Origin of the sequence: Pseudomonas sichuanensis (assembly GCF_024749065.1) — a bacterium.
GTDB lineage: Bacteria > Pseudomonadota > Gammaproteobacteria > Pseudomonadales > Pseudomonadaceae > Aquipseudomonas > Aquipseudomonas sichuanensis.
Genome location: NZ_CP087185.1, coordinates 2,603,058 through 2,629,602 on the forward strand (window position 1 = coordinate 2,603,058; position 26,545 = coordinate 2,629,602).

The window sequence follows — 26,545 nt, forward strand, 5'->3', positions numbered from 1 at the left end:
TGCTTAACTGTACCGGTCGACCGCCGTACGGCTCCGTTACTGTGTGGCAACACATAACGAGAAACCCGGAAGACTGCCGCCATGCTTGCCTCGCTCGATCTGCTCAGCGCCTTCGTGCTGTTCGCCTTCGTATCCTCCATCACCCCCGGCCCCAACAACACCATGTTGCTGGCCTCGGGGGTCAACTTCGGGGTGCGCCGCAGCATCCCCCATGCGCTGGGCATCAGCATCGGCTTCATGCTGATGGTACTGGCGGTGGGCCTGGGGCTGGGCGAGGTGTTCAAGGCCTGGCCGCCGCTGTACAGCATCCTGCGCTATGCCGGCGCCGCCTATCTGCTGTACCTGGCATGGAAGATCGCCACCTCCGGGCCGATGTCCGGTGACACCGCCGGCAGCCGCAAGCCGCTGGGGTTCTGGGGCGCGGCGGCCTTCCAGTGGGTCAACCCCAAGGCCTGGGTGATGGCGGTGGGGGCGATCACCACCTACACCCCGGCCCAAGGCTATGTGTTCAATGTGATCGTGATCGCCGCCGTGTTCGGCCTGGTCAACCTGCCCAGCGTCGGGGTCTGGGTGATGTTCGGCAGCGCCTTGCGCAACCTGTTGCGCAATCCGCGTGCGGTGGTGCTGTTCAATGTCCTGATGGCCGTGCTGCTGGTGATTTCGCTGTATCCGCTGTTGTTTGTAGAATCGTCGTTTTCCTAGAACCGACGAGTGCAGTAAACAGATGGAGTTGATTCCCTGGTCCTATGAATGCGCCGAAGGCTTCACCCTGCGTGGCTGGCGCATGCCGCCCAGTGGCCGGCCATTGCTGCATTTCCTGCACGGCAACGGTTTCTGCTGCCTGGCCTACCAGCCCATGCTGCTGCGCCTGGCGGAGCACTTCGACCTGTGGCTGAGCGATGTGCAGGGCCATGGCGACAGTGATCACGGCGGCAACTTCGTTGGTTGGAACCGCACGGCGGCGCTGGCGGTGGAAGCTTTCGAGGCGGGGCGTGGCGAGTACGGCGACGTGCCTCGCTTTGCGGTCGGCCACAGTTTCGGCGGGGTGCTCACCGGCCTGATCCTGGCCGGCCACCCGCAACTGTTCCAGCGCGCGGTGCTGCTCGACCCTGTACTGTTCAGCCGGCGCATGCTGGGGGTGATGGGCGCTGCCGCTCTGGTCGGCCTGCACCGGCGCCACGCCCTCGCTCGCAAGGCCGCGACCCGCCGCAGCCACTGGCCGGATCGCCAGGCAGCGCTGGCTGCGCTGCAGGGGCGCGGTATCTTCAAGGGCTGGAGCGAAACCGCGCTGCACGCCTATGTGGAGCATGCCATCGGCGATTGCGGCGAAGCCGTGGTGCTCAAGTGCCGGCCCAGCCGCGAAGTGGAAATCTTCAGTTCGTTCCCTGCGCGCATGTGGCAGCAACTGCTGGCCATCTCCACACCCACGCGCATCCTCTACGGTGAGCACACTTATCCGTTCGTGCCCCACTCGGTACAGCGCCTGGCCAGGCTGAACAGCCAGGTGAGTGCGCAGCAGGTGGCGGGTGGGCATTGCTTCATGCAGGAAGATCCGGCAGCGGCGGCGGAGCAGGTGGTGGCGTTTCTTCTGCCCTGACAGGCGCCGCCACCTGTCATTGCCCTAGCGAGGCGTACCGAACATCCCGGTCCAGTAGATCCCTGCGTCGCTTTTCGGGTCTGTCGCGTAGGCGGCGCCGAGGTCGCGGTAGTCCGGGTTCATCAGGGTGGCGCAATGCCCGGGGCTGGCCAGCCAGCCATCGACCACCTTGCGTGCGGTATCGCTGCCGGCGGCGATGTTTTCGCCAAGCTGCTGGTAGTTGTAGTCGGCCAGGTCGGCGCGGTCATCCGGGGTGCGACCGTCGCGGTCGATGTGATCGAAGAAATTCTGGTTGGCCATGTTGCGCGAGTGGTTGGCGGCGACGCCGGCCAGCACGCTGTTCCAGCTCAGCGGCTTGGCGGCGGGGAAGGGCTGGCCACCGCACTGGCGTGGCACGCCGCGGGCAGCGTTGATTTCCTGCAGCAGCTTCTGCCCCTCGGCCTGCCAGTCGCCCAGGCGCCCGCTGAGCAGCGGCCGGGCGAGCACGATGCGCCAGTCGCGGCCCTCCTGGCTGACGCCGATGTCGATGAACTGCGGGTCGAGCACCACCTGGCAGAAGCTCTCTTCGATGGCCTTCATCGCCGCTTTCGCATCGCGCGGCCCGGACAGGCTGATGGCCTGCACGTTGACCATGGGGTAGGCGGCGCGGCTCATGGCCTGCTGCAGGTCACGGGTGCCTTCGGGCGACAGCGCCAGGCGGGTGTCGCTGTTGAGCGGCGGCAACTCCAGCGAGGCCCCGCCGCCACAGTGCTGGGACTGGCTGCGGTAGACGTTGATCGTATCGATCAGTTGCGCTTCTTCGCCGCTGATGGCCTGGGCACCGGTCGAGGCGAGCAGGCCCAGCGACAGGCCGAAGAAGCAGGCAACGGATGGGACGCGCATGTGGATCTCCCTGTACTGGCAGCGTCTGCTTGTGCGCTGCCCATCCTACACAAGCACAGGGCTTTTGGCCCAGCGATGTGCAGGGCTGTGAACCCTTGGTCATTCGTTGTGATGCGGTGTAGGGGTGGGTAGACCGCCTGCCGGCGCAAAAGTGCAATCCATGCTACACCCAGCGCCGTACCCTTAACGCGCCAGCGCCTGGTTCGGCTTGTAGAACAGGAAATGGGTGGTTTGTGCCGTCTGGCGGTAAGTCTTGGCCCAGTCGGGGTGGACGGTGCGGTCATGGAAGTACAGCGCACCGTCCGTAGGGTCCTTGAGCTGCTGGTTCAGGGCCTTGCGCGCGATCTCCTTGGCCACCGCGTAGCGTTCCTCCTCTTCCACCTGGTCGGGGCGCCCGTCGCACCACCAGGAGAACTGGCAGCTCTTGCTCTCCACCCCTTGCTTGACCACGCCGCAGATGGTGTTGGGGAAACCGTCATGGCCCAGGCGGTTGAGCACCACGCTGGCCACCGCGCTCATGTCCTCGCTGTCGGCGCCCTTGGCTTCCCAGTAGATGGTGCGGGCCAGGCAGGTGATGCTGTCGTCCATCGGTGCCTGGCCGGCCGGGTCGACCGCCTGCACTTCGGTGGGGGTGATGGTTTCGGCTTTTTTCGGTGGCGGCGCGTCCTCCACCACCTTTTCCTCCAGCACTTGCGCCTTGTCTTCGGCGACGGCGGCCTTCTGGCTGTCGGCGGCGGTGAGCGGGCCTGCAAGCAGGGTTAGCGACAAGCCGAACAGCATCCACGAAAGGCGCATGGTCGAGGTTCCGAGTAGTGGGGCTGATCACAGTCTAGCCGGGCGGATTCAACTCAGCGTCAGGCTCAGCACCAGCGGCAGGGTAAGGGCGGCGGCCATGGTCTGCAGGGCGATGATGGTGGCCATCAGCGGTGCGTTGCCGCCCATCTGCCGGGCCATCACATAGGACGACGAGGCGGTCGGCAGGGCCTGGAACAGCACGGCCACCACCGCCGCCTGGCCGCCGAGGCCGAGCAGCCGGCACAGGCCCCAGGTGGTCAGCGGCATGACCAGGAACTTGAACAGCGAGGCCGCCAGCAAAGGCTTCACCTGCTGGCCCAGGCGTGCGCCACCCAGGGCCGCGCCGACGCACAAAAGGCCCAGCGGCAGGGCGGCCTGGCCGAGCGCCTTGACGGTCGGCTCCAGCCCCGCCGGCAAACCCAGGCCACTCACCCGCAGCAGCAGGCCACCGGCGCAGCCGATGATCAAGGGGTTGGCGAAGATTGCCTTGAGCACCGTGGCCGGCGAGCTATGGCGGGCGCTGAACCGAGCAAACACCAGCACGCAGAGCAGGTTGACCAGCGGCACGATGGCGGCGTTGGCCACCGCCGCCAGGGCGATCCCGGCACTGCCGTAGATCCCGGCGGCCAGTGTGGCGCCGATGTAGTTGTTGAAGCGCACGCCGCCCTGGAATACCGAGGTGAAGTCGGCGCCGTCATGGCTGGCTGCACCCTGGTACAGCACCAGTAGCAGGGCGCCGAGCAGGGTCGAGAGCATCAGTACGCCGACCATGCCCAGTATTGGCACGCCGTCGAGGTTGGCGGTGGCCAGGCCGTGCAGGAACAGCGACGGCAGCAGCACGTAGTAGCTCAGGCGCTCGGCGCCGGGCCAGAAGGTTTCGGCGAGAAAACCGCGCACCCGCAGCCAGGTGCCCAGGGCGATGAGCAGGATGATCGGGACGAGGGTGGTCAGCAGCAGGTGGAGCATGGTCGGCAATCCGTGGTCGGGTACCGGCACAGGGTAGCGGAGGGGAGTGAACAGAAAAAAACGTTGTTTTCTGCAGTGACTGTTGAGAAAAAATGCATCAAGGCAGCGCGGCGTGGGAGCAACTGTCTTGCTCGACATTCGAACAGCTGCGCGATCCCTGTGGGAGCGGGTTCACCCGCGAACACGGGCATAGCCCGTGCCAGGCAGCGAGGTGTCGTCTTCGCGGGTAAATCGCGGCGGCGAACCGCCGCTCCCACAGGTACTGTGCAATCCGCCTCGATCAAACCTCCAGGGCTGTCTTCAACACCGCACTCAAATGCCGCCGCTGGCTCTTCTCATGCTCCAGCAACACCACGCGCCGGGTCAGTTGCGGTTCGCCGAACGGCTGCACGCTGGCCGGCGGGAGGCGTTCGAGGTCGTCGTCGCTCATGGGGATGACCGCCACCCCCAGGCCCATGGCCGCCATGCGTGCCAGGGCCTCCTGGCTGTCCAGTTCCATCTGCTCGCTGACCTGCAGGCGCTGGCGCCGCAGCTCCTGTTCGATCTGCCGGCCGGCCCAGGCGCGCTTGTCGAAGCGCAGGAACGGCTGGCTGGCGAGCAGCGCCGGCACGCTTTGCCCGGCAAGCTCGGGGCTGGCGATGGCCCAGAAGCGGTCCTCGAACAACGGGGTGAATTGCAGGTTCTGCGGGTAAGGGCTGACCGGCTCGGTGGTGATCGCCGCATCCAGTTCGCCGTCCTCGACACGCCGGGCCAGCTCCGCCGACATGCCCGAGACCACGCTGATATGCAGCTGCGGATGGTGTGCCTTGATCCACACCAAGGCTCGTGGCAGGCGCCGCGCCAGCACGGTGTGGATCGCGCCGATGCGCAGCCGGCCACGCAGGCTGGGGCCGCTGGCGAGGGTGTCGGCCAGTTCGTCATAGGCGCCGAGGATGCTCTCGGCACGGGCCACGGCCAGTTGCCCGGCCTCGGTCAGCACCACTTGCCGGCGGCTGCGGTCGAACAGGGTGACCTGCAGTTCGTCTTCCAGGGTCTTGATGTGCAGGCTCACCGCCGAGGGCGTGAGGCTGAGCAGGTCGGCGGCGCGGGCGAAGGTGCCGTGGCGGGCGATGGTCACCAGGGTGCGCAGGGCTTTGAGGGACACGCGGGAACTCCGGGGGTGCTGGGCAATGAGCAGAGGGCACGATACTGCAATAGCGGCCTCAGCGCCCAGCGCGCCCGTACGCCTGGCTGATCCGGTCGATCACCATCGCCAGGGCGACGATCGCCAGCCCCGCCTCGACGCCCTGGCCGACGTTCAGCGTCTGGATGCCGGCCAGCACGTCCTCGCCCAGCCCGCGGGCGCCGATCATCGAGGCTACCACCACCATCGACAGGGCCATCATCACCGACTGGTTGAGCCCGGCCATGATGCTCGGCAGCGCCAGCGGCAGGGCAATGCGCCGCAAGCGCTGCCAGCGGCCGGCGCCCAGGCCGTGAGCGGCCTGCAGCAATGACGGGTCGATCTGTGCCAGGCCCAGCTGGGTCAGGCGCACCAGCGGCGGCAGGGCGTAGATCAGGGTGGCGAACACCGCCGGCACCTTGCCCAGGCCGAACAGCATCAATACCGGGATCAGGTAGACGAAGGCGGGTAGGGTCTGCATGACGTCGAGCACCGGCAGCAGCAGGCGCCGGGCCAGCGGGCGGGTGGCCAGCAGGATGCCCAGCGGCACGCCGATCAGCACGCACAGGCCGGTGCTCACCAGTACCAGGGCGAGGGTCTGCAGCAGCTTGTCCCACAGCCCCAGCACCCCGATCAGCGCCAGCAGCCCGGTCAGGGCCACGGCGCGCAGCAAGCTGCGGCTGGCGTGCCAGGCCAGCAGCCCGACCAGCAGCAACAGCAGCCACCAGGGCAGCAGGCGCAGCAGGCTTTCCAGGGCGACCAGCAGTTGCAGCAACTGCTCGGAGACGCCGCGCAACTGGTCGCCGTAGTGCAGCACCAGCCAGTCGACCAGGCGGTTGACCGAGGGCGCGAAGGAGTATTGCAGGGCTTCGGGGAAGCCGCCGCTCATAGGCCGGCCCCGACCTTGGCGGCCTTGTCGGCAGGCAGCCAGGCCTTCCATACCTCGGGGTGTTCGCGCAGGAAGGCGAGGGCTGCCTCACGTGGTTTCTGGCGGGTTTCGCTCATGTGGGCGAGGGTTCTGTTCAGGGTGTCGATGGGCAGGTCGACTTTTTCGAACACGGCCATCAGGTCGGGGTACTGGTCATGGAAGGCCTTGGAGACGCCGATCGACAACTTGGCCGGCAGCGAGCTGCTGCCTTGTGGGTTGGGGTTGTTGGCATCGGTAAGGGTGGCCCAGGCCGCCGCGTCGAACGCCGGTTCTTCCAGGCGCACGAGTTCATGACGCCCCATCAGCGGGGTCGGGCTCCAGTAATAGAACAGCACCGGCTGGCCGCGGCGGATCGCCGAGGTGATCTCGGCGTCGAGGGCTGCGCCGGTGCCGCTGCGGAAGTTGTTGTACAGGGTGTCCAGGCCATAGGCCTTGAGCTTCTGGCTGTTGACTGTCTCGGAGGTCCAGCCGCTGGGGCTGTTGAGGAAACGGCCTTTGTCTGGCACCTCAGGGTCGCGGAACACCTGCGGGTAGCGCTTGAGGTCGGCGACATTTTTAAGGTCCGGGGCCAATGGCTTCAGGCCACGTGAGGGGTCGCCTTTGATCACGTAGGCCGGCACCCACCAGCCTTCCTCGGCATTTTTTACCGTGTCGCCCAGGGCGAACACCTGGCCGGCCTGTTCGGCCTTGACCCAGGCGGGGCTGCGCCCGGCCCATTCCTCGGCGATCACCTGCAGGTCGTTGCGTGCGAGCGCCACTTCCATGCTCACCGAGGTGCCGGGCAGGGTGTCGGTAGGGTAGCCGTAACCGCGCTCGACGATCAGGCGCAGGATCTCGGTGGTCAGTGCGCCGCTTTCCCAGGTGATGTCGCCGAAGTGGATCGGGGGTGGTTGTGTGGCTACGGCGGGAGCGAAGGTGCCCAGGCCACACACCAGGAGCAGGCTGGCAAGCAGGCTTTGGATCTGTTTCATCGACACCTCTACGGGGGGCCAGGTGGGGGAAGTGTAGACGACGGTCGCAGTCGGCAGCCCCAGGCATGGAGGAAGGCGTGCAGGCTGGGTAAGGCGGTTGCCAGTGTCGACAATGGCGATCCACGCGCCCCCCCACCCCTTTCGAAGGAGCGATCGATGAACTTGGCTCTTGATTTTGTCTACTACCGCAACTTCCGTTTCGACGGCAGGTTTCATGTCCGCTGCCAGGGCGACGATCTGGCCAAGGTTGCCCGTATCCGCTACGAGCTGCAGCGGGTTACCGCGGCAGGCACGGAGCAGCTGGCCGGTGTTTCTGCGCGCTCCTTTGCCCGCACCGGCTCGCTGGCCGACCACGGGTGCCCGGCCAGCCTGCTCACTTCGGCGCGAGCAGGGCAGTACCGGATCACGCCGAGGGTCATCCTGTTGGAGAAGGAGGCCCGGGCAATGAATCACCCCGTCGGGGCGCAAGGGGTGATCGATCTGCCTGCGCTGGCCATTGATATCGTCGAAGAGGACCTGGACAGGCGCATTCTCGACAAGGTGCCCCTGGCCAACGGACGCCGACAGCGCCGGCATGCCGTTGTCCGCAAGGAGGACGACAGGTTTGTCGACGACCCCTATGGCCAGCGTTTGGCGCCGCTGCCTGCGGTTGGCCCGGACGGTCGCTGTGCGCCGCTGCTGATCAAGTTCCGTGAGGATGGCCTGGCACAATTGCGCCAAGATCTGCGACCCGGCTCGAACGCGCCGCTGGCCCGTTGGTGGCCGAACCTGGGGGCTCAGCTCGTCCTGCGGCCGGTGCTCGAGCCAGCGGAGCGCGAGGACCCACGGCTCGCTGCCTTGCGCCCTTACTGCTGGATGGAACAGCCCGGCGCCATGTCAGTCGAGACCTATCACGCGTTGCTCAGAACATTCGCGGCGCTGGAGTACGTGGACTCGTTGCTGCCTGCCCCAGCCACGAGCGCGACCCCACTGTTGTTGCTGGGAGGCGCGGCGTTGCTGGCGACGCTGTTGACAGGCGGCGCGCTGGTGCTGGGCAACAGGGCGTATGACGATGCGCAGCCAACAGCAGATTTCGAAGCGCGTCAGTACTACCTTGACGAGCCTGGGGCACGCTGGCAGGGCCTGAATATCCGCAAGGTCTGGGCCGAACAGGTGACAGGCAAGGGCGCGCGAATCCACTTCAGCGATGGCGGCCTTTTCCCCAACCATGAAGAACTGCGCGGCAATCCGAAACTGCAGATCGTGTCCGCCAAGCCCAATGATGATCCCGAGCATGGCACTGCGTCGCTTGGAATCATGGTGGCCGCACGCAACGGCCTGGGCGTGACCGGCATCGCCCATGGCAGCGAACTCTTTGTGCACGACAACCGCGCCAGCGATGTCGCAGGTGCCACCCAGACGCTGAAGAATCTGCTGTTGCAGGTGCAGCCGGGCGACATCGTCGGCATCAATCGGCAGGCCGCCAACCCGGCCGTGCTGACGACCGTTCTGCCGTCGCTGCATGAGCGCCCTTGGTGGGATGTGATGCAGTCGCTCAGCCAGCGTGGTGCGGTGGTGCTCAACGCCGCCGCCAACGGCAGCTCGGCGTCGCTCGAGGACAAAGGGACGGTGCGTGGCTACGGCGTCGACCTCTCGCAGTGGCGCTTCTTCGACGATCATGGCGACGCAGGTTGCATTCTGGTCGGTGCATGTCACTCCTGGGATGGCAAGCCGCACCAGTACTCCAATTTCAATTATCGCCACCGCATGCTCAACGCCTGGGGGGACAGCGTGGTCACCCTGGGCTATGGCAAGCTCCAGGACAAGTCCGGCCATGATCGGGACTACACCGACACCTATGCCGGGACGTCCAGCGCGACGCCTCTGGTGGCCGGTGCCCTGGCACTGATCCAGTCGTATGCGATCGAACAGCATCATGTCTACCTGGACGGCGACCAGATGCACCTGCTGGTCTGCGCCTCGGGTTATCAGGACGCGACCCTGCCGGATAGCGATGTGCTGCCCATGGGGCATCGGCCGGACGTGCATGGCGCGCTGTTGCTGCTCGATCGCCTGCTCGGCGGTGGCCGGTTCCACTCTCCAAGGGAGGAGCTGTGAGCCGCGCAAAGCCTGAAGGCCGCTGACCTGTCATTTCTGCGTCGGTGGTGGCCAGGCCGAAGCAGAGCAGCAGGCCGGCCAGCAGGGCAGGAAATCTTTTCATTGCAGCCTCGCTTTCGGGGGGCGGGCAAAAGCGTAGACGACGGGGTATCGAGGCCTTCCACAGGGTTGGCTGTGCGTTGGGAGACACCTGGCATTTTTGCCAGTAGAGGGGGCAACGCCCTTGCCATACGCTCTCAAGCAATCCTCCCAGCCTGGGCAAGCGCCCAGAGGTACCCCATGGATCGCAACAGGATTGCTGCATGCTTGGTGATCTGCCTTGGTGTGTACGCACCGGGCTTGTCAATGGCCACCGATGCGACGCAGGCGGGCGTACGTAACGGATCAGGCGGCGAGATCCTGTTGCAGGGATTCCACTGGAACTCCAGCCGGCAGGCTGATCAAACCTGGTACCAGACACTGACGAAGAAGTCCGCGCAAATCGCCGCTGATGGTTTCACCGCCATCTGGATGCCGCCGCCCTGGCGTGATGAGTCGCATTGGCAGGACGACCAGCAGCACACCTTTGGCGGAGGTGAGGGCTACTTCTGGCGGGACTTCGACAAGAATGGCCGTTATGGGTCGGACGCCCAATTGCAGGCAGCGGCCGAGGCTTTGAAAGGCGCGGGGGTCAAAGTCATTTTCGATGTGGTGCCCAATCACAAGGACGGTGTGTGCAACGGCCTGCCGATGGACAAGGAGGCTGTAGCTGCCGGCAAGTGCGCACGTGGATTGACGCGCGACGAGGGTGACGCCTTTATGAGTGGCGATGCCGACCTGGACACGGCCGACCCTTCGGTCGATAGCCTGTTCCGCGTCGAGTTCGCCAACCTGCGCGATCGTTATGCTGCTGAGGGGCTGCGCTTCGATTTTGTCAAAGGCTATGCGCCAGAGAGGGTCGACGGCTGGATGAAGCGGTTCGGCGACCGTCTGTACTGTGTCGGCGAGCTGTGGAAGGCCCCCGGTGAGTTCCCGCAGGACGACTGGCGCAGGAGCGCGGGCTGGCAGGACATCCTGAAGGACTGGTCTGATCGAGCCCATTGCAGTGTGTTCGACTTTGCGCTCAAGGAGCGCATGCAGAACGGCAGCTTGCGCGAATGGCGCTATGGTCTGAACGCCAACCCCGACGCGAGCTGGCGCGCCGCGGCGGTGACGTTCGTCGACAATCATGACACCGGTTATTCGCCAGGCGCCAATGGTGGCCAGCATCATTGGGCATTGCCCGAGGAGCGTCGTGACCAGGCCTATGCCTATGTACTCACCAGCCCGGGCACGCCCAGCGTCTACTGGCCAGACATGTACGACTGGCCGCGCGGTGGCCTGCTGCGCCAGCTCATCGCTGCACGGCGAGCTGTTGGCATCCGTGCAGACTCGACCATTTCCTTCGCCTTGATGGAAAACCACGCCGGTTTGGTCAGCCTGACCCAGGGCGATCAGGGCAGCCTGCTGCTGGCGCTGGACTCAGACCTCGGTGCGGCGCCCGGCGGCTTCGAACCGGTCGTCCTGGCCCACGACAACGGGCCCGGAAAACCGAATATCAGGCTCTGGCGAGCCACCGACCGGCGTCCTTGGGTCGAGGTGGTGCTGAGCTGCGAAAACGGTACGACGAACCCTGGCGACAGCGTCTATGTGGTGGGTGACAGTGTCGTGCTGGGCGGGTGGAAGCCCGCCAATGCATTGCGCCTGAAGGATGTCAGCCAGTACCCCCTGTGGCAGGGGCGTGTCAGTCTGCCGGCGGATCAGGATGTGCAGTGGAAGTGCATCGTGCGCAGCGAGACAGCGCCGGAGGTGGTCAGACGCTGGCAGGCGGGGGACAACAATGTCCTGAAGGCGGGCGTGCGAGCCGGCAGCGGCCGTTTATGAGAGAGGCGCCATCCTTGGCGCGACGGATTCAGACGCGGAACTGGTCCATCAAACCTTGTTGCTGGTTGGCCAGGCTGTTCAGCGACTGGCTGACCCGCGCCGATTCGTTGGCCTGGCCCGACAGCGACTCGGTGACGTCGCGGATGGTGGCGACGTTGCTGTTGATCTCTTCGGCCACCGCGCTCTGCTCTTCGGCAGCGCTGGCGATCTGCAGGTTCATGTCGGTGATCACCGTCACTGCCTGGCCAATGCGCTGCAACGCGGTGGCCGCCTGGCCGACCTGCTCGACACCGCCCTGGGCCTGGCGGTGGCTGCTGTTCATGGCGCCGACCACATCGCGGGTACCGGCCTGCAGCGCCTCGATCACCTGGCGGGTCTCTTCCACCGACTCCTGGGTACGGCGGGCGAGGTTGCGCACTTCATCGGCGACCACCGCAAAACCGCGCCCGGCTTCACCGGCACGGGCCGCTTCGATGGCGGCGTTGAGCGCCAGCAGGTTGGTCTGCTCGGCGATCGAGCGGATCACTTCCAGTACCGAGCCGATCTTCTCACTGTTCTGCGCCAGGCCTTCGACCTCGGCCATGGCGCTGCTCATGTCGGCGGCCAGGGTGTCGATGCTGGTGGTGGTGCGGTCGATCACCGCCAGGCCTTCGCGGGTGGCCTGATCGGCGTCGCGGGCGGCCTGTGCGGCCTGGGCCGCGCTGCGGGCGACGTCCTGGGCGGTGGCGCTCATTTCGTGGGAGGCGGTGGCCACCTGGTCCACCTGGCGGTACTGCTGCTCCATGCCGGCGCTGGTCTGGGTGGCGATGGCCGCGGACTGGTCGGCGGTGCCACGGGCGGCCTGCACCGAACGCTTCACTTCGGCGATGGTCGGCTGCAGCTTGTCGAGGAAGCGGTTGAACCAGCCGGCCAGTTCGCCCAGCTCGTCGCGCTTGTCGTATTGCAGGCGGCGGGTCAGGTCGCCTTCGCCGCTGGCGATGTCCTTGAGCATGGCGGCCACGCCGAGGATCGGCCTGGTCACGGTGCGGGCCATCAGCCACACCAGCAGCAGGCCGGCGATGGCGGCGGCCAGGCCCAGGCCCAGTTCCAGCAGGGTGCCGCTGGTATTGAGGGCGTCGAGTTCCTGCTTGAGCGTTTCGGCCGGGCCGGTCAGGGCGCTTTCCGGTACGTCCAGCAGCACGCCCCACGGCTTGCCGCCGGGGATCGGCTCGAAGGCGGCCAGCACTTTCAGGCGCTGCGCACCATGCAGGATCTGCAACTTGCCTTCGGTCAGCTTGCGCACCAGCTCCGCGCCTTGCGCGGTGTCGACCTGGTCCAGGCGCTGGGCCAGCTTGCCGGCATCGGCGCTGTAGCCGGCCAGCAAGCCGACCGGGCTGAGGATGCCGACCGTGGTGCGGCCTTCGTACAGGCCACGGCTGGCCGACTCGCTCAGGGCCTGCAGGCTGTTGAGGTTGATGTCGATGGACAGGGTGGCGATCACCTTGCCGTTGCTCTTGAGCGGGAACACGATGCTGGTCATCAGCACGCGCTGGCCGTCGATGTCGTAGAAGTACGGCTCGACCACGCACACCGTGCCGGTGCTGCGTGGGCACACCCACCAGGTGTTGGCCGGCTGGCCGCTGGGGCCGACTTCGGTGTTGGCCATGTCGTGCTCGGGCAGTGCCATCGAGGTCAACTGGCCGGCGCGCGGTTGCGACCAGTACAGGGCGAAGCGGCCAGTCTCGTTGCTGCCCAGTTCCGCCTGGCCGGTGAACAGCTTGTCCTTGCCGTCCAGTGCGCCGGGCTCGAATACCAGCGACAGGCCGAGCAGGTCAGGGTTGGCCTGCAGCGCGGCACGCACCTGGGCGGTCATGTCCTGGCGCAGGTCGTAGGCGTCGAGGAAGCGTTTTTCCGCCTGTTCACGCAGGAACAGTACCTGGCGGGAAAAACCAGCGCCGTATTGGTAGGCGTCCATGAACTGACGGCGGATGTTCAGGGCCTGCACTTCACCTTGCGATTCGATGCGCGACTGCGCCGCTTCGCTGAGCATGTGCATGCTGCTGGCCTTGACCAGGTCGGAACTGTGGTCCATGCGGTACAGCGAAAGGCCGACCAGCAAGGTGACGATACTGGCCAGGCACAGGCCGGCCAGCAGGGTGATCTTCCATTGGATGGAGAGTTGTCGCAGCGCAGGCATTGGGGCAAATCCCTTGTAATAGGTTTGATGCTGCATGCTGTATCGGCGCTACAGGATTTTTCTTTATTCAAACGTTCAATTTAAACCCGCTACTTTCGTCTATGTCCTACAAGGACGCGCGGCGCAGACGCTTTTGACTTCTGCTGGCCTGTGCTTCAGAGTGTGCGCCCTTCATAACAACATCCCCTGGTCCGGCCACTGCCTGCGCGCAGCTGTCGCCGGAACGCTCGCTTTTTGTCTGTCGTAAAGAGGTTTGCACACCATGAATGCAGTGATTGCCGCGGTCGGGCTCATGCTGATCCTGAGCCTGTCCCGCGTGCATGTGGTCATCGCGCTGATCATCGGCGCCCTGGCCGGTGGCCTGGTCGGAGGCCTGGGTATCGAGGGCACGCTCAAGGCCTTCAACGGTGGCCTGGGTGGCGGTGCCACGGTGGCGTTGTCGTATGCGCTGCTTGGCGCCTTCGCGGTGGCCATCGCCAAATCGGGCCTGGCCCATGCCCTGGCCGACCGCGCCCTGGCGATGATCGACCGTCAGGGGCATGCCGATGGCGGCAAGGTCAAATGGCTGCTGATCGGCCTGATGCTGGTGGTGGCGGTTTCGTCGCAGAACATCCTGCCGATCCACATCGCCTTCATTCCGTTGCTGGTGCCACCGCTTTTATATGTACTGACGCGCCTGCGCATCGACCGCCGGCTGATCGCCTGTGTGATCACCTTCGGCCTGATCACCCCGTACATGTTCCTGCCGGTGGGCTTTGGCAACATCTTCCTCAACGAGATCCTGCTGGCCAACGTCGCCCGCGCGGGCGTGGACGTGAGCGGGGTCAATGTCACCCACGCCATGGCCATCCCGGCGGCCGGCATGCTCGCTGGCCTGCTGCTGGCCGTGTTCGTCAGCTATCGCAAGAAGCGCGACTACGACCTGGCGCGCATCGAAGAGGTCGAGCAGGTCAGCGTGCAATACAACCCGCTGACCCTGGTGGTCGCCGGTGTGGCCATCGGTGCGGCGTTCATCATCCAGCTGTGGCTGGACTCGATGATCATCGGCGCGATGGTGGGTTTTTTGATCTTCTCGCTGTCGGGCATCGTGCGCTGGAAGGACACTGACGACCTGTTCACCGAGGGCATGAAGATGATGGCGATGATCGGCTTCATCATGATCGCCGCCTCGGGCTTTGCCGATGTGATGAAGGCCACCGGTGAAGTGAAGACCCTGGTCGAGACCTCGGCGCAGTGGATCGACCACAGCAAGGGTATCGGCGCGTTACTGATGCTGTTGGTGGGGTTGCTGGTGACCATGGGCATCGGCTCGTCGTTCTCCACCGTGCCGATCCTGGCAGCGATCTTCGTGCCGCTGTGCGTGCAACTGGGCTTCGACCCGGTGGCCACGGTGTGCATCGTCGGTACCGCCGGTGCCTTGGGCGATGCCGGTTCGCCAGCTTCGGATTCAACCTTGGGGCCGACCTCGGGGCTGAACGTGGATGGCCAGCACCACCATATCTGGGACACCGTGGTGCCGACGTTCATCCATTACAACCTGCCGTTGCTGGCGTTTGGCTGGTTGGCGGCGATGACGCTTTGACGTGCGTTTGATCTGGGGGGCCGCTCTGCGGCCCTTTCGCCGGCGTAGCCTGCTCTCACTTCCACCGCGTCGAACTTGAGCCTTGTGCTGTACCTGTGGGAGCCGGCTTGCCGGCGATCACCGGCGTAGGCGGTGGCCAGAATCGCGGTGCCTGCATCGCCGGCAAGCCGGCCCCCCAGCAATCGCGGATGTTCAAGGAGCCGGGTTAGACGGCTCCGTCAGCTGCGGCTTGGCGGCGGGGTGATGCGGTTGAGGACGGTGCTGCCGTCCTTGCTGCGGGTGAGGTACACCGGCAGTACCTTGGGCAGGGTGTCGACCAGGCGTGCCACTTCGCGGGTGTTGTAGACACCGCTGATGCGGATCCTGGCAGTGCTGTCATCGGCCAGGCGCAGTGGCTTGTCGAGGTAGCGGTTGATCACCGGCAAGGCCTGGGCCAGGCTCAGGTTGTCCAGCACCAGCTTGCCACTGCGCCAGGCCAGGCTGTTGCCCGAGTCGTCGCTCTGGCTCAACTGCGGTTCGAAATCTCCGGTGTGGTAGCTGGCCTGCATGCCCGGGCCGAGGCGGTAGCCTCCGGCGTTGCCATCGTTGCTGACCAGCACCGAGCCCTCCACCAGCGTCACCTTGACCTGGTCTTCATATTTCCACACGTTGAACTGGGTGCCGGTGACCCGGGTCTGGCCGTTGCCGGCACGGACGATGAAGGGGTGGCTGCTGTCGTGCACGACCTTGAAGAACGCCTCGCCCTTGATCAGGGTGACGCGGCGTTCGTCCTTGTAGTTCAGGTAGCGCAGCTCGCTGTGCAGGTTGAGTTCGACGCTGCTGCCGTCGCTCAGGCGTACCTGGCGCAACTGGTCTGTGGTTTCGACATGCTGGTAGCCGTTGGGCAGCCAGCCTTGTTCCCAGCCCACCCAGCCGGCCAGGGGCAGGGCGAGCAGGGCAATGGCCGCCGCCGAGGCCAATGGCCGCCAATTGCGGGCCGCGGCCTGCCGGGGTTTGAGCTCCACCACCTGGGCGCTGCGCGGCAGCAGGTCGGCGGTCTGCCAGATCTCCAGCATCGCCTGGTACTCCTGCGCGTGCCGCAGGTCGGCCGCCAGCCACTGGCTGAACGCCGCCCGTTCCGCCACCGTGCAGTCTTCGGCGTGCAGGCGCATGCACCAATGCGCGGCGGCGTCGGTGATGGCATCGTCTTCGCTGGGGGTGAGGCGGTCCTGGTTCATTACGGCTCCCGGTTTTGCGGGCATTCTACCCTTGGGTGGGGGCTTCCGAGAACGTGTTAATGGCGAATGACTATCAATTGTAGGAGATTTCGTAGTAGTTGCGCATGGCTCGTATCTGCTTTCAGCCCATCGCGGGGCAGTTCCGCGATGGGCCGAGGTTTCAGAACTGCTCTGCAGCCATCCCATACAGGCTGGCGCTGCCGGCTCGAATGCTGGCTTCCAGGGCCAGGCCACGTGGCAACACGCGCTGGAAGTAGAACGCCGCGCAGTCGAGCTTGGCGCCATGGAAGGTCGGGTCCTGCGCCTGCCGGGCCTGTGCCACGTTGGCCATGCGCGCCCACATATAGGCATAGGCGGTCAAGCCGAACAGGTGCAGGTACTCCACCGCCGAGGCGCTGACCAGGTTGGCATCCGTGCCGGCCTGCGCCTGCAGCCACTGGCTGACGCGCTCCAGGCGCACCAGTGCCTCCAGCAGCGCCTCGCGATGCAGCGCGGCGTCCACGCAAAAGGCGCGGATCTCGGCCACCAGGCCAGCCAGGGCCTGGCCACCGTCGCCCAGTACCTTGCGCCCGAGCAGGTCAAGGGCCTGGATACCGTTGGTGCCCTCATAGATTTGCGCGATACGCACGTCGCGCACGCGCTGCTCCTGGCCCCATTCGCGGATGTAGCCGTGGCCGCCAAACACTTGCTGGCCCAGCACACAGCTTTCCAGGCCGTTGTCGGTGAAGAATGCCTTGCCCACTGGCGTCAGCAGGGTCACCTGGCGCTGGGCACGCTCGCGCTCGCCGGCATCCTCGGCGTAACGGGCGATGTCCAGCTGTTGCCCGACGTACACGGCGAAGGCGCGGCCGCCCTCGGTAAGGGTGCGCATGGTCAGCAGCATGCGCCGCACATCGCCGTGCACGATGATCGGGTCGGCGCTGCGCGTGGGGGCGTCGCTGCCTGTGGCTGCGCGGCTTTGCAGGCGCTCGTTGGCGTAACGTGCGGCGGCCTGGTACGAGGCCTCGGCGCAACCGATGCCCTGCAGGCCGATGGACAGCCGCTCGTAGTTCATCATGGTGAACATCGCCGCCAGGCCTTTGTTCGCCTCGCCAACCAGATAACCCTCGGCCTGGTCGAAGTTCATCACGCAGGTGGCCGAGGCCTTGATGCCCATCTTGTGTTCGATCGACCCGCAGTGGGCGCCGTTGCGCGCGCCCAGGCTGCCATCGGCTGCGACCCGGTATTTGGGCACCAGGAACAGCGAGATGCCCTTGGCGCCGGCCGGTGCGTCGGGCAGGCGCGCCAGCACCAGATGGACGATGTTCTCGGTGAGGTCCTGTTCGCCACCGGTGATGAAGATCTTGCTGCCGCTCAGTTGATAGCTGCCATCGGCCTGGGGTTCGGCGCGGGTGCGGATCAGCCCCAGGTCGGTGCCGGCGTGGGGCTCGGTCAGGCACATGGTGCCGGCCCAGCGGCCTTGGTACAGCGCTGGCAGGTAAGTGGCCTTGAGCTGTTCGCTGGCGTGGGCGTCGATGGCCAGGCAACTGCCGGCGGTGAGCGCGGAATACAGGCTGAAGCTGCTGTCGGCGGCGTACAGCATTTCCTCGAACAGCACCCCGAGCATTTTCGGCATACCCATGCCGCCGTGCTCGGGGTTACCGCCCAGGCCGACCCAGCCGCCCTCGCGGTAGGTGCGCCAGGCTTCCCGGAAACCGTCCGGGGTGCGCACTTCGCCGTTGGCGAACTGCACGCCCTGTTCGTCGCCGTTACGGCTGAGCGGGGCGATCAGCTGGCTGGTGAGGCGGGCGGCTTCTTCGAGGATGGCGTCGGCGGTGTCGGCATCGAGCCGCTCGGCCAGAGCGGGAAGGCGTGCCCACAGGGCAGGGCCTTGGAACACCTCGTGGAGGACGAAGTGCATGTCGCGCAGAGGGGCGGTGTAGTCGGTCATCTGGGGCTCACGATGGGCAATCAGGTCTGGGATGTCAGTACCGGCCCCATCGCTGGCAAGCCAGCTCCCACAGAGGCCGGTGCTTTTGTGTGGGAGCCGGCTTGCCGGCGATTGGGGCGCAACGGATGCTCAGAGCGCCCGGGCACGGTCGCGCAGTACGTACTTCTGGATCTTGCCGGTGCTGGTCTTGGGCAATTCGCCGAACACCACGGTCTTCGGCACCTTGAACCCGGCCAGATGCTCGCGGCACCAGGCGACGATTTCGCTTTCGCGGGTACCGCCGTGGCCGGTCTTGAGGGCGACGAAGGCGCAAGGCGTCTCGCCCCATTTTTCGTCGGGGCGCGCCACCACGGCGGCTTCGAGCACGGCCGGGTGGCGGTACAGGGCGTCCTCGACCTCGATGGTGGAGATGTTCTCGCCGCCGGAAATGATGATGTCCTTGAGCCGGTCCTTGATCTCGACATAGCCGTCGGCATGCCACACCGCCAGGTCGCCGGTGTGGAACCAGCCGCCGCGGAAGGCCTCGGCGGTGGCCTCGGGGTTCTTCAGGTAGCCCTTCATCACGGTGTTGCCGCGCATGAAGATCTCACCCAGGGTATTGCCGTCGCACGGTACCGGTTCGAGGGTTTGCGGGTCGGCGACCATCAGACCGTCCAGGGTCGGGTAGCGCACGCCCTGGCGCGACTTGATCCGCGCCCGTTCATCCAGGGTCAGCGCGTCCCACTCCTCATGCCAGGCACATACGGTCACTGGGCCGTAGACCTCGGTCAGGCCGTAGGTGTGGGTGATGTGGATGCCCATTTCTTCCACCGCACCGATCACCTTGGCCGGCGGTGCGGCGCCGGCGACCATCGCCTGCACCGGGTGTTCGATGGCGGCCTTGGCGGCGTCGGGCATGTTGACCAGGGCGTTGAGCACGATCGGCGCGCCGCACAGGTGGCTGACCCGGTGTTCGCGGATCAGCGTGAGGATCTTCTGCGGGTCGACCCGGCGCAGGAACACGTGGGTGCCGGCCAGCGCGGTCACGGTCCAGGGGTAGCACCAGCCGTTGCAATGGAACATCGGCAGGGTCCACAGGTACACCGGGCGGTGGCCCATGGCCCAGGTCATCTGGTTGCCCAGGGCGTTGAGGTAGGCGCCGCGGTGGTGATAGACCACGCCCTTGGGGTTGCCGGTGGTGCCGGAGGTGTAGTTGAGCGAGATCGCCTGCCATTCGTCCTCCGGCCACTCCCAGGCGAAGTCCGGGTCGCCCTCGGCGAGCAGGGCCTCGTAGTCCAGGTCGCTGACCGGCTGGCCCTCGCCGTATTCCGGATCGTCCACGTCGATTACCAGCGGCGGGTGTTCGAGCAGAGCCAGGGCATCGCGGATCACGCCGTGGAACTCACGGTCGCCGATCAGCACCTTGGCCTCGCCATGGCGCAGCATGAAGGCGATGGCCTCGGCGTCCAGGCGCACGTTAAGGGTGTTGAGCACCGCGCCGATCATCGGTACGCCGAAGTGCGCTTCGAGCATGGCCGGGATGTTCGGCAGCATCACCGCCACCGTGTCGCCACGGCCGACGCCACGGCCCTGCAGGGCGCTGGCCAGGCGTCGGCAGCGGGCATAGGTTTCGCGCCAGTCACGGCGGATGGCACCATGGATCACGGCGGGGTACTGGCCATACACCGCGGCGGTGCGTTCGATGAAGCTCAGCGGGGTGAGGGCGACGTGGTTGACAGGTGCGGGCATCAGGCCCTGGGAGAAGATCGACATGCGCGGTTCCTGTAGGGGAGGCAGGCGCACTCCGTGCGCTAGACCCCCGGTGGCTGATTGTTAGCTCTGATCAGGGTGTGGGAGGGGCGTGCCTCCCTGTCGCTTTTTTACGCGAGCCGCTATGGTATCTGGAAGATCGACTATAGCAATATAGTAAAACTACTATAACAAGGGCCTTTTCCCGTGAAGCCTGACTGCTCCCCCTTGCTCGCCCTGGACCCGCAACCGAGCCTGCTGCTGGCGGCCGATGCCGGCCCCTTGCAGCTCAACGCCGCCTTGCAGGCACTGATTGCCGAAGGGCCGCCGCTGGCCAGTTGGCTACCGGGCAACCATGCCGCGCTGGTGCGCGCCTGCCTGCGCCAGGGGCGGGCAATAAGCGAGGTCGAGGCTCAGGTAGGCGAGCGCATCTTGCTGTGGACCTTCATCCCCGATCACGCGGGCCAACAGGTGCTGGCCCGCTGCCGCGATGCCAGCGGCGAGCGCCAGGGTGAGCGCGAGGCCAGCCGGGCACGGCGGCTGTACCGGCTGATCACCGAAAACACCACCGACCTGATTTCCCGGCACAGCCCGGACGGGCGTTTTCTCGATGCCACGCCTGCGGCCTTCCGCCTGCTCGGGGTATGGCCGGAGCAATTGCGCGGCAGCCCGGCACGCAGCCTGCTGCACCCGCGCGAGCGCCGCCAGGCGCTGTTGCAGGCCGGTGCGGCGTTGGAGGCGGACGGTTACCACACCATGACCTGCCGCGTGCGCCATGCCGATGGCCGTTACCGTTGGTTCGAGATCGCCTGCCGGGCGATCCGCGAAACCTATACCGGTGCGGTGGTAGAGATCGTCGCCGTGTCCCGCGATATCACCCTGCGCATCGAGGCTCAGGAAAACCTGGCCCATAGCGCTCGGGTCGCAACGCTGGGCGAACTGGCTTCGGGCATCGCCCACGAGATCAACCAGCCGCTGGCCGCGGTGCTTAACTACAGCAATGCCAGCCTGCGCTACCTGAACAACCTGGAGCACGACCCCCAGGCCCGCGAGCGGGTTGCCCAGGGCCTGCAACGGATCAACCAGCAGGCCACCCATGCCGCCGAGGTGATCCGCCGCCTGCGCGCCTTCCTGCGCAAGGGCCCGCGCCAGCTGCAGGCGCTGGATATCGCCCAGGTTGCCGGGGAAGCGCTCAGGCTTTGCGCCTGGGAGGCGGGTGCGGCGCAGGTGCGCATCGAACAGCGGCTGGGGCCGCAACTGCCGACGGTGTACGCCGATCGGGTGTTGCTGGAGCAGGTGTTGCTCAACCTGCTGCGCAATGCCATCGACGCCAACCGTGAGCAGCACGCAGGCCTTCCGTCGCGTATTCTGCTGGGCGCCTGGCGCCAGGATGACGGGCTGCTGGTGGAGGTGGCCGACCAGGGGCCTGGCGTGGCGCCTGAGCAGTTGGAGGCGATCTTTACCCCGTTCACTACCAGCAAGGCCGATGGCCTGGGCCTGGGGTTGAGCATGAGCCGCAGCATTGTCGAAGGCTTGGGTGGCAGCCTGTGGGCACGGCTGGGTGAGGGCGGCGGTTTGGTGTTGTGTTGCCGGCTGGCGGTGAACCGGACATGAAGGAGGGGGCGGTGGTGCAAGCGAAGGTGTATGTGGTGGACGACGACCCGGGGATGCTCGATTCGACGGTGTGGTTGCTTGAGTCGGTGGGCTTGCAGGCTTTGCCGTTTACCAGTGGCCAGGCGTTTCTGGAGGCCTGCGACGGTAGTGGCCCGGCTTGTGTGTTGCTGGATGTGCGCATGCCGGGGATGGGCGGGCTGGCGGTGCAGCAGGCGTTGCAGCAGCGGGGGGTGGACATGCCGTTGATCTTTGTCAGCGGGCATGCCGATGTGCCGATCGTGGTGCGGGCGTTCAAGGCGGGGGCCTGTGATTTCATCGAGAAGCCGTATAACGATCAGTTGCTGCTGGACAGTGTGCAGGCGGCGCTTGGGCGTGCCCAGGGGGGGAATGGGGCGGTGGAGGAGGTGCAGGGGCGGATCGACAGCCTGACGCCGCGGGAGCGGGATGTGTTCATTCCGTTGGTGCAGGGGTTGGGGAATCGGGAGATTGCCGAGCGGTTGGGGGTCAGTGTCAAGACCATTGACCTTTATCGGGGGCGGGTGATGAAGCGGATGCAGGCGGGGAGTTTGGCGGAGTTGGTGGGGATGGCGATTGCTTGTGGGGTGGTGGGGGCGTTGGGGTTACGGGAGGTTTGAACTGGGCTGTCGTTGGTTTCAAGTTTCAAGTTTCAAGTTTCAAGTTTCAAGTTATAGCTTCGGCTATGCACTTAAAAGTCATTAATTATTGGTTGTTGGTTGTTGGTTGTTGGTTGTTGGTTTTGGAAGTTGTATGCGCATTCATTTGCGATGTCGACGCTTAGTCACCTTTCCGCCCTTACGGCGGCCTACTTTGGTCTTGGCCAAAGTAGGCAAAGCCGCTCGCTCCCATCATACGGCCCCTACGCTGCGCTTCGGGGTCCCTTCGCTCCGGCGTCCTCCGGGCCCGCGCGGCCTCCGACTTGCTGCGCAAGTCTACATCTCGCGCCTTCGGCTACGCCGAAGGGTGCTGCGCACCAGGGCCCTCCAGACGCCTACGCTCAGCCTCCTGAAGTCGCGAAGTTAGGGGCGGCGCCTGGGCTGGCGTTAGCTGTCGCTAGTTGGATTGGCTGGGAACTCAGGATTGCAATCGCTGGCAAGCCAGCTCCCACAAGTTAGAGCGAACTTTCAAACTTGCGCTGTACCTGTGGGAGCCGGCTTGCCGGCGATAGGGCCCGAACATACAACACATAAACAACAGCCAAGCCTAGATAGCCGTATTACTGCTCTTGATCTGCTCTTGATCTGCTCTTGATCTGCTCTTGATCTGCTCTTGATCTGCTCTTGATCTGTTTTTGCTTTTGCTTCTAAGCGCGCAATAGCCCAGGCAACACAAATTGCGACTTCAGGAGGCCGAGTGGAGGTGACTGTAGGGCCCTGGTGCGCAGCACCCTTCGGCGTAAGCCGAAGGCGCGAGATGTAGACTTGCGCAGCAAGTCGTAGGCCGCGCGGGCCCGGAAGGCACCGGAGCGAGGGGACCCCGGAGCGCAGCGCAGGGGCCGTATGATGGGAGCGGGCGGCTTTGCCTACTTTGGCCAAGACCAAAGTAGGCCGCCGTAAGGGCGGAAAGGTGACTAAAAGTCGCCATCGCCGCTGAATGCGCATACATCTATCAAAACCACCACCCTGAAATCCGATCCCGACCCCGACCCCCAAAATGGAATTGTACTTAGCACCCTAATCAATGCTTTGACATTCCCTGCCTAGGCAGTAATATTTACACACAATTACCCGAGCAACCCCCGATGTCCCATTTCACCCCGGAAAACTTCCAGACCTGCGCCATCGGCATGCTGCTCGGTCGCGCCGCGATCCTCAAAGACCGCATCCTCGACTGGCACCTCGAAGCCCACGGCGTCACCGCCGCACAATTCAAGGTGCTGATCATCGTCACCCAGTACCAGGTCGACACCCCGGCCGAGCTGTGCCGCTACCTGGGCCTGGACAGCGGCTCGATGACCCGCATGCTCGACCGCCTCGAGCAGAAAGGCCTGATCCTGCGCAACCGCTGCCCCGAAGACCGCCGCCAGGTGCGCCTGGCACTCAGCGCCGACGGCCAACGCCTGGCCGACCGCCTGCCCCAGGTCGGCGCGGCGGCGATGAACGAACTGGTCGGCGTGCTGCAGCCCGAGGAGCTGAAAACCCTCGAAAGCCTGCTCGCCAAAGTCCTGCTCAGCGCCGGCGACCCCCTGACGATCCGCCGCTTCGGCGATCGTTGATCCCTGTCACGCATTCTCCAAGGTATTGTCATGGCCACTCCCGCTGACACCTCCACCCCAGCTGCCGCGCCCGACAACACGCGTAAACGCAAGGCCTGGCTGCTCGGCCTGCTACTGCTTCTGATCCTCGCCGGGGCCGCCACCTGGGCCTGGTACAGCCTGGTCGGGCGCTGGCAGGAAAGCACCGACGATGCCTATGTAAGCGGCAACGTCGTTGAAATCACCCCCCTGGTTACCGGCACCGTCACCAGCATCGGCGCCGATGACGGCGACCTGGTGCAGGCAGGGCAAGTACTGCTGCAGTTCGACCCGGCCGACAGCGAAGTGGCCCTGCAGTCCGCCGAGGCCAAACTGGCGCGCAGCGTGCGCCAGGTGCGCGGCCTGTACAGCAACGTCGACGCGCTCAAGGCGCAGGTGGAAACCCGTCAGGCCGAGTTGCAGAAGGCTCAGCAAAACTACAACCGCCGCAAGGTACTGGCCGACAGCGGCGCCATCGCCCAGGAAGAGATCGCCCATGCCCGTGACGACCTGACCGTGGCCCAGGCTGCCGTCAACAGCGCGCGCCAGCAGCTCAACACCAGCACGGCGTTGGTCGACGACACCGTGGTCTCGTCGCACCCCGAAGTCATGGCCGCCGCCGCCGATCTGCGCCAGGCCTACCTCGACCACGCCCGCACCACCCTGGTGGCGCCGGTCACCGGCCATGTGGCCAAGCGCACCGTGCAACTGGGCCAGCGCCTGCAGCCGGGCACCGCGACCATGGCGGTGATCCCGCTGGACGAGGTGTGGATCGACGCCAACTTCAAGGAAACCCAACTGCGCGACATGCGCATCGGTCAGCCGGTGCAGATCACTGCCGATCTGTACGGCAGCGACGTCAAGTACAGCGGTACCGTCGACAGCCTGGGCGCCGGTACCGGCAGCGCCTTCGCCCTGCTGCCAGCGCAGAACGCCACCGGCAACTGGATCAAGATCGTCCAGCGGGTGCCGGTACGTATCCACCTGAACCCCGAGCAGTTGAAAGACCACCCGCTGCGCATCGGCTTGTCCACGGTCGTGGAAGTCGACCTGCACGACCAGAGCGGCCCGGCCCTGGCCCAGCAGCCACCGCAGCAGGCCAGCTACAGCACCCAGGTGTATGACCGCCAGTTGGCTGAGGCCGACAACCTGATCGCCCGGTTGATCCACGACAACAGCGCCAGCGGCAAGACAGCGCAGCGATGAGCCAGGCAGCCCCCGCGCAGTTCACCCCGCCGAGCCTGCTGCTGACCACCATCGGCCTGTCGCTGGCGACCTTCATGCAGGTGCTCGACACCACCATTGCCAACGTGGCGCTGCCGACCATCTCCGGCAACCTCGGCGTGAGTTACGAGCAGGGCACCTGGGTGATCACCTCGTTCGCGGTGAGCAACGCCATCGCCTTGCCGCTCACCGGCTGGCTGAGCCGGCGCTTCGGTGAGGTCAAGCTGTTCATCTGGGCCACCTTGCTGTTCGTGCTGGCATCGTTCCTCTGCGGCGTCGCCCAGTCGATGCCCGAGCTGGTCGGGTTCCGCGTGTTGCAGGGCGTGGTCGCCGGGCCCTTGTACCCGATGACCCAGACCTTGCTGATTGCCGTTTACCCGCCGGCCAAGCGCGGCATGGCCCTGGCGCTGCTGGCGATGGTCACGGTGGTGGCGCCGATAGCCGGGCCGATACTCGGCGGCTGGATCACCGACAGCTACAGCTGGCCCTGGATCTTCTTCATCAACGTCCCGATCGGCCTGTTCGCCGCCGCAGTGGTGCGCCAGCAGATGCGCGCGCGGCCGGTGGTCACCAGCCGCCAGCCGATGGACTACATCGGCCTGCTGACCCTGATCGTCGGGGTTGGCGCGTTGCAGGTGGTGCTGGACAAGGGCAATGACCTGGACTGGTTCGAGTCCTCGTTCATCGTCATCGGCACGCTGATATCGGTGGTGTTCCTGGCGATCTTCATCATCTGGGAGCTCACCGACCGTCACCCGGTGGTCAACCTGCGGCTGTTCGTGCACCGCAACTTCCGCATCGGCACCATCGTGCTGGTGGGCGGCTATTCGGCCTTTTTCGGCATCAACCTGATCCTGCCGCAGTGGCTGCAGACGCAGATGGGCTATACCGCCACCTGGGCGGGCCTGGCGGTGGCGCCGATCGGCTTGCTGCCGGTGCTCATGTCGCCCTTCGTGGGCAAGTACGCGCACCGCTTCGACCTGCGTCTGCTGGCCGGCATCGCCTTCCTGGCCATCGGCACCAGTTGCTACATGCGCGCCGGCTTTACCAACGAAGTGGATTTCACCCATATCGCCCTGGTGCAGTTGTTCATGGGCATCGGCGTGGCGCTGTTCTTCATGCCGACCTTGAGCATCCTGCTGTCGGACCTGCCGCCGCATCAGATCGCCGATGGCTCAGGCCTGGCCACGTTTCTGCGCACCCTGGGCGGCAGTTTTGCCGCGTCGCTGACGACCTGGATCTGGATCCGCCGCGCCGACCAGCACCACGCCTACCTGAGCGAACACCTCAGTACCTTCGACCCGGCCACCCGCCACACCCTCGAGCAGTTGGGCGGGGCCAGCCCGCAGAGCTATGCGCAGCTGGAGCAGATGCTCAACGGCCAGGCCTACATGATGTCGACGGTGGACTACTTCACCTTGCTGACCTGGGTGTTCGCCGGCTTGATCCTGCTGGTGTGGCTGGCCAAGCCACCCTTCACCGCCAAGGCTGGGCCGGCGTCGGCGGGGCATTGAGCCGCCAGG

The 26,545-nt window shown here is 65.6% G+C and carries 20 protein-coding genes and 1 pseudogene; 10 read left to right on the forward strand and 11 right to left on the reverse strand.

Going from position 1 to position 26,545, the window contains the following annotated elements; genetic code table 11:
- The first annotated feature begins 81 nt into the window (after positions 1–81).
- Both LOY51_RS11905 and LOY51_RS11910 read left to right on the forward strand, forming a co-directional pair.
- Entirely contained in the window at positions 82–702 is a 621-nt protein-coding gene (locus LOY51_RS11905; protein WP_125463802.1) for a LysE family translocator, read from the forward strand.
- Between the two features lie 22 nt (positions 703–724).
- Positions 725–1,597 carry an alpha/beta fold hydrolase gene (locus LOY51_RS11910; RefSeq protein WP_258646329.1) on the forward strand — a complete coding sequence of 291 codons (873 nt, stop codon included), beginning with the start codon at positions 725–727 and terminating at the stop codon, positions 1,595–1,597.
- A 24-nt stretch (positions 1,598–1,621) separates the two neighbouring features.
- Here LOY51_RS11910 and LOY51_RS11915 read toward each other — a convergent pair whose 3' ends face one another.
- From LOY51_RS11915 to LOY51_RS11940, 6 genes are all read right to left on the reverse strand, one after another.
- Positions 1,622–2,479, reverse strand: a complete 858-nt coding sequence (locus LOY51_RS11915; protein ID WP_258646331.1) for a CAP domain-containing protein — start codon at positions 2,477–2,479, stop codon at positions 1,622–1,624.
- A 183-nt stretch (positions 2,480–2,662) separates the two neighbouring features.
- The gene (locus tag LOY51_RS11920) at positions 2,663–3,274 is read right to left on the reverse strand and encodes a cell wall hydrolase (RefSeq protein ID WP_125858402.1); all 612 of its coding nucleotides are present in this window, start codon (positions 3,272–3,274) and stop codon (positions 2,663–2,665) included.
- A 48-nt stretch (positions 3,275–3,322) separates the two neighbouring features.
- Entirely contained in the window at positions 3,323–4,240 is a 918-nt protein-coding gene (locus tag LOY51_RS11925; RefSeq protein WP_258646333.1) for an AEC family transporter, read from the reverse strand.
- Between the two features lie 280 nt (positions 4,241–4,520).
- Positions 4,521–5,384, reverse strand: a complete 864-nt coding sequence (locus LOY51_RS11930) for a LysR family transcriptional regulator (RefSeq protein ID WP_258646334.1) — start codon at positions 5,382–5,384, stop codon at positions 4,521–4,523.
- 58 nt (positions 5,385–5,442) lie between these two features.
- Positions 5,443–6,291, reverse strand: coding sequence for an ABC transporter permease (locus tag LOY51_RS11935; protein WP_125463811.1), 849 nt, complete (start codon positions 6,289–6,291; stop codon positions 5,443–5,445).
- Positions 6,288–7,301, reverse strand: a complete 1,014-nt coding sequence (locus LOY51_RS11940) for an ABC transporter substrate-binding protein (RefSeq protein WP_258646335.1) — start codon at positions 7,299–7,301, stop codon at positions 6,288–6,290. The genes LOY51_RS11935 and LOY51_RS11940 overlap by 4 nt, the downstream gene beginning before the upstream one ends.
- Positions 7,302–7,457: 156 nt before the next feature.
- On the opposite strand from LOY51_RS11940, the gene LOY51_RS11945 reads away from it, so the two are divergent.
- Complete coding sequence (locus tag LOY51_RS11945; protein ID WP_125858405.1) at positions 7,458–9,398, forward strand: S8 family serine peptidase; 1,941 nt, start codon at positions 7,458–7,460, stop codon at positions 9,396–9,398.
- Positions 9,399–9,677: 279 nt separating this feature from the next.
- On the forward strand, positions 9,678–11,300 hold the full coding sequence (locus tag LOY51_RS11950; RefSeq protein WP_258646336.1) for a glucan 1,4-alpha-maltotetraohydrolase domain-containing protein: 1,623 nt from the start codon (positions 9,678–9,680) through the stop codon (positions 11,298–11,300).
- Positions 11,301–11,328: 28 nt separating this feature from the next.
- Here the strand turns inward: LOY51_RS11950 and LOY51_RS27140 are convergent, their stop codons facing one another.
- Together LOY51_RS27140 and LOY51_RS27145 are read right to left on the reverse strand one after the other, a co-directional pair.
- Positions 11,329–12,084, reverse strand: a complete 756-nt coding sequence (locus LOY51_RS27140; protein WP_371923751.1) for a methyl-accepting chemotaxis protein — start codon at positions 12,082–12,084, stop codon at positions 11,329–11,331.
- 102 nt (positions 12,085–12,186) lie between these two features.
- A pseudogene (locus LOY51_RS27145) lies at positions 12,187–13,512 on the reverse strand (methyl-accepting chemotaxis protein); the annotation flags it as partial.
- Positions 13,513–13,738: 226 nt separating this feature from the next.
- Here LOY51_RS27145 and LOY51_RS11960 point away from each other — a divergent pair.
- A complete protein-coding gene (locus LOY51_RS11960) occupies positions 13,739–15,058 on the forward strand; it encodes a Na+/H+ antiporter family protein (RefSeq protein ID WP_125463816.1) in 1,320 nt (439 codons plus the stop codon).
- A gap of 218 nt (positions 15,059–15,276) precedes the next feature.
- Here the strand turns inward: LOY51_RS11960 and LOY51_RS11965 are convergent, their stop codons facing one another.
- The 3 genes from LOY51_RS11965 to LOY51_RS11975 form a co-directional block, all read right to left on the reverse strand.
- The gene (locus LOY51_RS11965) at positions 15,277–16,275 is read right to left on the reverse strand and encodes a FecR family protein (RefSeq protein WP_258646338.1); all 999 of its coding nucleotides are present in this window, start codon (positions 16,273–16,275) and stop codon (positions 15,277–15,279) included.
- A gap of 160 nt (positions 16,276–16,435) precedes the next feature.
- Positions 16,436–18,205: an acyl-CoA dehydrogenase C-terminal domain-containing protein gene (locus tag LOY51_RS11970; protein ID WP_258646340.1), complete on the reverse strand. Its 1,770-nt coding sequence runs from the start codon at positions 18,203–18,205 to the stop codon at positions 16,436–16,438.
- A 129-nt stretch (positions 18,206–18,334) separates the two neighbouring features.
- Positions 18,335–19,957, reverse strand: coding sequence for an acyl-CoA synthetase (locus LOY51_RS11975; protein ID WP_258646343.1), 1,623 nt, complete (start codon positions 19,955–19,957; stop codon positions 18,335–18,337).
- 183 nt (positions 19,958–20,140) lie between these two features.
- On the opposite strand from LOY51_RS11975, the gene LOY51_RS11980 reads away from it, so the two are divergent.
- The 5 genes from LOY51_RS11980 (at position 20,141) to LOY51_RS12000 (ending at position 26,536) form a co-directional block, all read left to right on the forward strand.
- Positions 20,141–21,547, forward strand: a complete 1,407-nt coding sequence (locus LOY51_RS11980; RefSeq protein WP_258646345.1) for a sensor histidine kinase — start codon at positions 20,141–20,143, stop codon at positions 21,545–21,547.
- A gap of 11 nt (positions 21,548–21,558) precedes the next feature.
- Positions 21,559–22,182 (forward strand): response regulator transcription factor, encoded by a 624-nt coding sequence (locus tag LOY51_RS11985; RefSeq protein WP_125858414.1) that lies wholly within the window; start codon positions 21,559–21,561, stop codon positions 22,180–22,182.
- A gap of 1,124 nt (positions 22,183–23,306) precedes the next feature.
- Positions 23,307–23,780 (forward strand): MarR family winged helix-turn-helix transcriptional regulator, encoded by a 474-nt coding sequence (locus LOY51_RS11990; RefSeq protein WP_125463822.1) that lies wholly within the window; start codon positions 23,307–23,309, stop codon positions 23,778–23,780.
- Positions 23,781–23,810: 30 nt separating this feature from the next.
- Positions 23,811–25,004, forward strand: a complete 1,194-nt coding sequence (locus LOY51_RS11995) for an HlyD family secretion protein (protein ID WP_125858415.1) — start codon at positions 23,811–23,813, stop codon at positions 25,002–25,004.
- A complete protein-coding gene (locus tag LOY51_RS12000) occupies positions 25,001–26,536 on the forward strand; it encodes a DHA2 family efflux MFS transporter permease subunit (protein ID WP_125858416.1) in 1,536 nt (511 codons plus the stop codon). The genes LOY51_RS11995 and LOY51_RS12000 overlap by 4 nt, the downstream gene beginning before the upstream one ends.
- Positions 26,537–26,545: the final 9 nt, after the last annotated feature.